This window comes from Mesorhizobium sp. CO1-1-7 (assembly GCF_020164885.1).
Lineage (GTDB): Bacteria > Pseudomonadota > Alphaproteobacteria > Rhizobiales > Rhizobiaceae > Mesorhizobium > Mesorhizobium australicum.
Genome location: NZ_JAIUHA010000002.1, coordinates 653654 through 661141, shown reverse-complemented (window position 1 = coordinate 661141; position 7488 = coordinate 653654). Strand labels below are relative to the sequence as shown.

The window sequence follows — 7488 nt, the reverse complement described above, 5'->3', positions numbered from 1 at the left end:
AGCACGCCAGCCGCCGCATTGACGCTGAGCAGCGCGCCTTCGGCGACGTTGCCGGTGTTGGCATTGGCCGTCGGCACGTCATCGACGATGGTGATGGTGAGCGTACCGGTGGCGGTCTCTGGGGTGGTCGGATCGGTGTCGGTGACCCCGATGGAGACGGGGATCGAGGTGTTGTTGGTGTCGCCGGTGTTGTCCAGCAGTGTGTAGGTGTAGTGGATGTGTCCGGTCGTCGGGGTCGTCGCCTCGTACCAGGCGGTCAGCGTCCCGGTGGTGTTGGAGAAGACCGACGTCGGAGTGAGCGCATTGGTGCTTGCGATGGTGACGCCCTGCAGCGAGACCGCCGCCACGCCGTCCGACGAGCTGATGTCGACGGCGCCCGAGACGGTCGTGGGATAGGCCACGTTGCCGGTATGCGAGCCGGCCGGCTCGCTGCCGCGTGTGCCGAGGCCTGCTTCATAGACGGTGGTGTCGGCGCCGCCGGTCGCCGGGACCGTGTCGATGTGCGGGGTGCCGTCGCCGATGCCGATGGTTAGCGTGGTGTGCGCCAGGTCGCCGTCGCCATCCTTGATGGTGTAGGTGAAGACGTCGTTGACGCCGCCGGGCGAGCCGGCGTCGCGGGTGTAACTGTAGGAGCCGTCGGCATGCAGCGTCAGCGTGCCGTAGGTGCCGTGGATGACAGAGCCGATGGTCGCTGCGCTGTCGAGATTGGCATTGGTGTTGCCGGCCGCGACGCCTACGACACCACCCGCGGCATCCTTGCCGTCGGCGCCGAACACGTCGTTCACGAACACATCGCCGGTGATCGCGGCATGGCTGCCGGACGGCACGGTGCCGATGTCGGCATTGGCGGTCGGCACGTCGTCGATGATCTGGACCGACAGCGTACCGGGAGCCGAGACGTCGCCGTCGGTGTCGGTCACCGTCAATGTCATGTCGTCGAAGATGGAATCGGTTCCCGGGCCGGGATGCACCGCGCCATGGACGAGCGTGTAGCTGTAGCTCACCTGGCCGGTGCTGGCGTCGTAGCCGTTGATGGTCAGCGTGTTGCCGAGCGGTGTGGTGATTTCAATCGGCGCCGATGCGCTGTTGGCAAGTGCTGCACCCGAAATCACCTGGCCGGCGATGGTCAGCGAGCCGACACCGTCAGGCGAGGTGATGGTGAAGGTGCCGGTGTTGTGTTCGGATGTGTCGCCGTCGGTGCCCGGCGCGGCCAGTTCGCCCGAACCTTCCGCGCCGGAGCTTGCCGGCAGGCCTTTTTCATTAACGGTGGTATCGCCGCCACCGACGGAAGGCGTCAGGTCGGCGATAGACGGCGTTGAATCGGGCAGGAGGCTCGGGAACAACTCGCGATGATCCGGCTGCCCAAACTGCAAAGCCGTCGGCGGCAGAAGCGCCGACAAGCCGAAGCCGTCGCCGATCCCGCCGGCAGGCTGTTCGAAATTCCCGCCGGCGCTCGAGGTCGTGCTGCCGCCGGCCGATATCGAGCCGTCCGCCCCAAAGGCGACATCGACATGGCTCGCTTCCAGCGCTGCGATCAAGGCCACGCGCGGCACTTCGACGTCGCCGATGATGAAGGTCGGCACATGCAGGGCACCGTCCTTGATGACGATCACCGAGCCGTCCGCCTGCTCGAGCACGAGGTTGTGGCCGTCGACCTTGATGTTGTCGATCGAGACATTGGCGGGAAGTTTGACGACGTTGCTTGCGTCCGCGACGTATTCGTGCGGGGCGTTTGGCGCTGGCGGAGCTGCCGCTGGCGCGCCGCCACCGACATCGACCGGCACAGGCTCGGCCGCGGCCGGCGCTGTTTGGACCGGTGCCGCCGCTTGCTCGGCGGGCGCGGCTTGCGCCACCACCTGGGTCGGCGCTGTCAGGTCGTGATGATCGCTGGAGACGGAATGCTCGTCCCAGGAGTTCGAAAGATTGTCCAGTTCAATACTGTTCGCCATAGCTTAAACCCCTCCGGTATTTCCCGGATAGAGACAGGCGGCGGCTTGACTTTGCAACAGTCCGTCAATCCATTCTATATATTTGGATATGCCTTCGATGACTTTTTTTACGCTTGGTAAACTGTGAACATATAATCAGTTATATGTTGTCTGGAAGGCATAGCGCTTCGCCACCGGCGGCGCGGAAAACTTGGTAAATATAAGTATAAATATATGTAAAATTTTACTAAAATCAGCAAAGTGAATTCGTAGGAAACTTATCCATCTTCCTTTCCAGTAATTTGAGACAAAATTGGTAGCGTCCACAGTCAAAGGTGGGCGTCATGAAAAAACAAAAGAATGCTCCGGGGAAGTGCAAGCTCAAGCTGCTTCTGCTGGCGGTGGGGATAGCCGGCTCGGCGCAGCCAGCCCTTGCCGGACCTGTCATCAGGAACTTCATGCCCGAAGCAGCACTGCTTGGAGTGGTCCAGGCGCCGCTTGGCCTCGGCGGCATTTCGCTGCAGAGATACCAGCCCTGGCAGCCGGCCACCCCCTACCGGATCAGCCTTGTCCTGAACGGATATGGTCCCGTTTCCGCTCAAGACGGGTCCAGCGCCTCCATGGCGCAAGAGGGCAGGGGTGTCGACCCGATTCAGACCGCGTCGATCATTCCGGGCGTTTTCGGGTCGGTTGCGCTGTCCATGCGCAATTTTCCCGTTTCGGCGCGCTGGGCACCTGTCTACCAGGCCATAACCGATTGCACTGCGGGCAGCCCCTGTGATCACGAGAGCCCGGCCTTCGCGGCCATGGTCTCGGCCGCCCAAGGCAAGGGGTTCGTCGAAAAACTGTCGTTCATCGACAGCGGCATCAACCACCTGATCGCCTATAAGAAGGACAGCGTCGTTTACGGCAAGCTCGATTACTGGGCGAAGCCTTCGGAGATCCTCGCCAATCGTGCCGGCGACTGCGAGGACTTCGCCATCCTGAAGATGACGGCGTTGCTGAGGGCTGGCATTCCGGCACGCAGCATGTCGCTCGTCGTTCTCCAGGACCGCAAGCGAGGCTTCTTCCACGCCGTGCTTTCGGTCAGCACCGCAAGCGGCGCTTACATTCTCGACAGTCTCAACGATACGGTGCTCAAGGACAGCGCCCTTCCGAATTATCAGCCACTGTACTCGTTCAGCACCGACCGGGCCTGGATCCACGGGTCCAAATCGGGGGACGCCCAGATGGCCGATGTCAAGGGCGGTTTCGCAACCGTCGCCCCTGGCGAAGGCGTCTCGACGGAAGTCAAGTAAGGGGCCCGCGCGCCGGCTTTCTTGTCCTGGTTGAATGGCGGAACAATTGCGGGAAAAGTCCCGTGGTGGTTTTCCGGCGGAATTGCGTCAAGCACATAGGGCCGTTCGGCGTTTGCGTGAAACGATGGATGGCGCTAGCCGTTGAAGACGAAAGCCATCAGCAATTCCGGATCCAGCACCGGCGCACGCACGACGTTCAACTGGCCCCGGTAACGGCGTTCGCCGGCTCCAATCACAAATCCGCTCGCAACGGCAACATCGCCATTGGTGTCGAGGCGGGCGAATATATCGGCCACGTTGAGATCCAGCGCCAACTTCAGGTCCTGGCGCGTGTCTTCGTCGAATGCCGCCGGCAATTGTCGCTTGACCAATTGCTGGAACGGCGCATTGAAGGTCACGATCTTCTTCGTCGAGGCCAAGGCGAAAGCCGGCGACGGGCAGGCAAGCAGAATGGCGTTTACCGTCCTGATCGATGCAAGCCTGCGCAAATTCAGGTTCTCGCGCCCCAATTCGCGTATGCAGGCCACCCGGATTGCCGAGGTCAAGTTTCCTTTCTCCGCGTGACCTTCGGCGATCTCGTCGACCAGCATGCCGATCGTGCATTTGCGGCTTTCAGCCATCTGTTTCAGCGAAACCCAGAAAGCCCGTTCAAGCCGAATGCCGCGCCTGATGCCGCCGCGCGCCACGACGCGGAACTCGAGTTCGAAATCTTCTGTCGGGAGTGGCAGAAGCAAGTGGTCGCTCCGGGTCGCGGGAGAGGTGGCGCTAGCGCTCACTCATTGCCTCCTGGCGGGCTTTGTTGATCGGCTTCAGCAGGTAGCTCAGGATCGTCTTGCGACCGGTCTTGATATCCACCGAACAGATCATGCCGGGGATGATCGAATATGCCTTTCCGTCTCGCTCCAGCGTCGATCTATCGGTTGAAACACGCACCTGATAGTAGGGCTCGCCCGTCTTCTGATCGACCAGGCTGTCGGCGGTTATGTTTGAAACCTTGCCTTCGATGCCGCCAAAGATCGAGAAATCGTAAGCCGTGACTTTGATCAAGGCATCCTGATCTGGGCGGATAAACGCGACATCGCGGGGCGAAACACGTGCTTCGACCAGCAATGTCTCGGAAGTGGGCACGATGCCGGCCACGACAGTACCCGGCTGGACGAAGGCGCCGACGGTGTTCAACTCCATCGTGTTGACGATGCCATCCACCGGCGAGCGGATATCCGTTCGCGCGACCTTGTCGGTCGCGCCGCGAATGGTTTCGTCCACCACTGAAAGATCGGCCAAGGCCTGCGTCAGGTCATCGAGCGCTTCCTGCTTCAACTGCAGCCCGAGTTCCTCGACCTGGAGCTGCGCCTCGGTGATCGCCGACTTGCCCTTCTTTATCGTCTCGCCGGCCAGGTTCAATTGGCCGTTGAGTTCGGTCTGTTCCTGCTCGACCTTAAGCTGCTCGGTCCTTGCCATCAGACCTTTCTTGACCATCGCCTCGACCAGCTTCGCCTGCTGGTCACTCACAGCCAGGTTTTTTGTCAGGCGGTCGAGATTGGCGTTCGCCTCGTCCAGTTCTTTTTCGCGCTGGTCGAGTCGCGACTTGAGCACCGACAGCTTGTTGTCGAAGTTTTCGCGCCGGGCAACGAGGAGATTTTGTTCGTTGTCACAGATTTCCGGCGCCACGGATTGGATGTCCTGCGGACAAGGAAACGATCCGGTGATGCTGCCGCTCTGTTCGTATTTGAGCCTGGCGATGCGTGTTTGCAGGGCCCGCGCCTTGGCTTGCTGTTCGCCGAGGCTGGATGTGTTCAAAGTATTGTCGAGGCGGATAATAAGGTCGTTCTTCCTGACGACCTGCCCCACCTTCACGGCGATTTCCTGAACGACGCCCGGCTCGCTGGCTTGAATGACCTGGGTCTTGGAGGCCGGTATGACCTTGCCGTCGCCACGCGCGATCTCGTCGACCTCGGCGAAGGACGACCAAGCGACAAAGGCGACGAAGAGCGCCCCTATGATGGATATGGACGCCGTCGCGAAAAGCGGCGGGCGGTCTTCCCTGGCAAGCATTTCCCACGCCCCGTTATCATATCGGTTTCAGCCCGATATAATTTGTTCATTCAGGAATTCGTTCTCTGCAGCGCCTGAATGACTTGTTCTTTTGGCCCGTCGGCAACTATCTTTCCTTGTTCGATAACAATGAGGCGATCAGCCAATTCGAGCATGCTGAAGCGATGCGTCGAGACGATCAGCGTCGTGTTGTGGTCGAAAGCGGTCTTGAGTTGCTTTATCAGTTGCCGTTCCGACGCCAGATCCATCGAGCCGGACGGTTCATCCAGAAAGACGATCTTCGGCTTGGTCAAAAGCAGCCGGGCGATCGCCACCGTCTGTCTCTGCCCGCCGGAAAGATTGGTGCCCCGTTCACCGACGTTCATGTCGTAGCCACGCGGGTGGCGAGACACGAACTCGTCGACGCCGGCGGCTTTCGCGGCTTCGATGATCTGCTCGTCGGTCGCCTCCGGAGATGCCATCAGCAGGTTCTCCTTGATGGTGCCCGAAAACAGATCGCCGGCTTGCGCGACGATGCCGACGGCGGCGCGCACCTCTGACGGGTGATACTGGCGGATGTCGATGCCATCCAGCAGCAATTCGCCGGAGCTTGGCAGAAAAAGCCTGCCGATCAGGCGTCCCATCGTCGTCTTGCCCGATCCGATGCGGCCGATGATGCCGATGCGCTCTCCCGGCTTCACCGAAAAGTTCAGGCCGGACAGAACCTCGTTTTCCGATCCGGGGTAGACAAAGCCGACATTCTTGAACGTCATCGCGCCATTGCGAATCGGGCGATTGACGAAGCCCACAGTATCCGGCCGGTCCTCCGGCTGTGCCATGATGGAATTCACCATTCTCAAGGAGAGCATGGCCTGGCGAAATCTCGACAAGGTGATCGCGATCTGGCCGAGCGGAGCCACGGCCCGGCTCGCCAGCATCACCGTTCCGATGATGGCTCCTGTCGAAACATGCCCTTCCGAAAAGGCGTAGGCTCCAGCCACGACCAAGGCGACCGTCACAAGCTGCTGGATGGCCTGGGTGATGTTGCCGGCCGCCGCCGAGAGCTGCTTGATCTTCTCGGAAGTGTTGGCCGCGTTCTTCGAATGCTCGCCCCACTTCCTCAGCAAATAGGCTTCGGCGCGCAGCGACTTGATCGTTTCCAGCGTGGAGATGGACTCGACCAGCAGAGCCTGGCGCTGGGAGGCTTCATTCATGGAGGCTGCGACCCGTTTGCCGATGCGGCGTTGCGTGACCAGGCCAACGACCACCGACGCCACAAATGCGAGGGCCGGGATGACGACCAGCCAGCCGCCGATCGCGTAGATGACGAGCAGGAAGATGAAGACGAAAGCCGTATCGATGAACACGCTGATCGTGTTGGAGGTGAAAAATTCCCTGACGAACTCATATTGGGTGACGCGGTTGGCATATTCGCCTGTCGAGCCCGGGCGCGCGGACAGGGATGAATTCAGCACCTTCTCGAACAGCAGATACGATATCCGCAAATCCGCCTTGCGCCCGGCATAGTCGATGAGCGAGGCTCGGGCCGTTTTCAAAAGCAGATCGAAGAGAATGACGGCGCCAATGCCGATCGCCAGCACCCAAAGTGTCGATATCGCCTTGTTCGGCAATATGCGGTCATAGACATTCATGGTGAAGATCGGTGAGGCGATGGCCAAAAGATTGATGAAGATCGCCGACAGCACGACCTTGGAATAGGTGCGCCAGAAAGCGCCCATCGTCCCCGTCAGCCAATGGCGCCGCTCGATCTGCTGCGCCGACCCGACCTTCATGCCCTCGGTGGCGTTGGCATAGGTGATCGAGAAGGATACGCCGCCACTGATGTAACTTGCGGCCAGCTCGGATTTGCCGACAGTCGTGCGCCCGTCTTCCTGCGGGGCCGTGAGATACCCATCGCCGTCGGTTTCCGCCAGCAGGGCGATCGGCAACTGACTGACACGGAAGAGAATTGCCGGAAGATCGACGCGACCGCGCAGGAAGTCGCGATGGTTGAATTCCTGGGTCTCGAGACCGATCCGCTCGGCAAGATGCCGGATCTCGGTGACCTCGATGCGCGTGTCCGAAATCGGCACTCCGGCAAACAGCACGGTCTCGGCGCTCGGCCTGCCGAGATAGGCGGCCACCGCCGAAAAGCAGGCCTTGAACGCCTCCTTGGGCGACAGAATATGTGGCTGCTGATTCACGACCCGCCCGCCAGAACCCTCAAC

The 7488-nt window shown here is 60.8% G+C and carries 5 protein-coding genes; 1 reads left to right on the top strand and 4 read right to left on the bottom strand.

Going from position 1 to position 7488, the window contains the following annotated elements; translation table 11 throughout:
* Window positions 1–1949: Ig-like domain-containing protein (locus tag LB516_RS06625; protein ID WP_224719175.1), on the bottom strand; the 1949-nt coding region annotated here is incomplete at its 3' end.
* A gap of 323 nt (window positions 1950–2272) precedes the next feature.
* Between LB516_RS06625 and LB516_RS06620 the strand changes: the two genes are divergently transcribed.
* Window positions 2273–3226: a transglutaminase-like cysteine peptidase gene (locus LB516_RS06620; RefSeq protein ID WP_224719174.1), complete on the top strand. Its 954-nt coding sequence runs from the start codon at window positions 2273–2275 to the stop codon at window positions 3224–3226.
* 134 nt (window positions 3227–3360) lie between these two features.
* On the opposite strand, the gene LB516_RS06615 is transcribed toward LB516_RS06620, so the two are convergent.
* From LB516_RS06615 to LB516_RS06605, 3 genes are read right to left on the bottom strand one after another with little or no spacing between them, the layout of a single operon-like run.
* On the bottom strand, window positions 3361–4002 hold the full coding sequence (locus LB516_RS06615; protein ID WP_224719173.1) for a ribbon-helix-helix domain-containing protein: 642 nt from the start codon (window positions 4000–4002) through the stop codon (window positions 3361–3363).
* A complete protein-coding gene (locus LB516_RS06610) occupies window positions 3992–5281 on the bottom strand; it encodes an HlyD family type I secretion periplasmic adaptor subunit (protein WP_224719172.1) in 1290 nt (429 codons plus the stop codon). Before LB516_RS06610 ends, LB516_RS06615 begins: the two co-directional genes overlap by 11 nt.
* 50 nt (window positions 5282–5331) lie before the next feature.
* Window positions 5332–7464, bottom strand: a complete 2133-nt coding sequence (locus LB516_RS06605; RefSeq protein WP_140663265.1) for a type I secretion system permease/ATPase — start codon at window positions 7462–7464, stop codon at window positions 5332–5334.
* Window positions 7465–7488 lie beyond the last annotated feature (24 nt).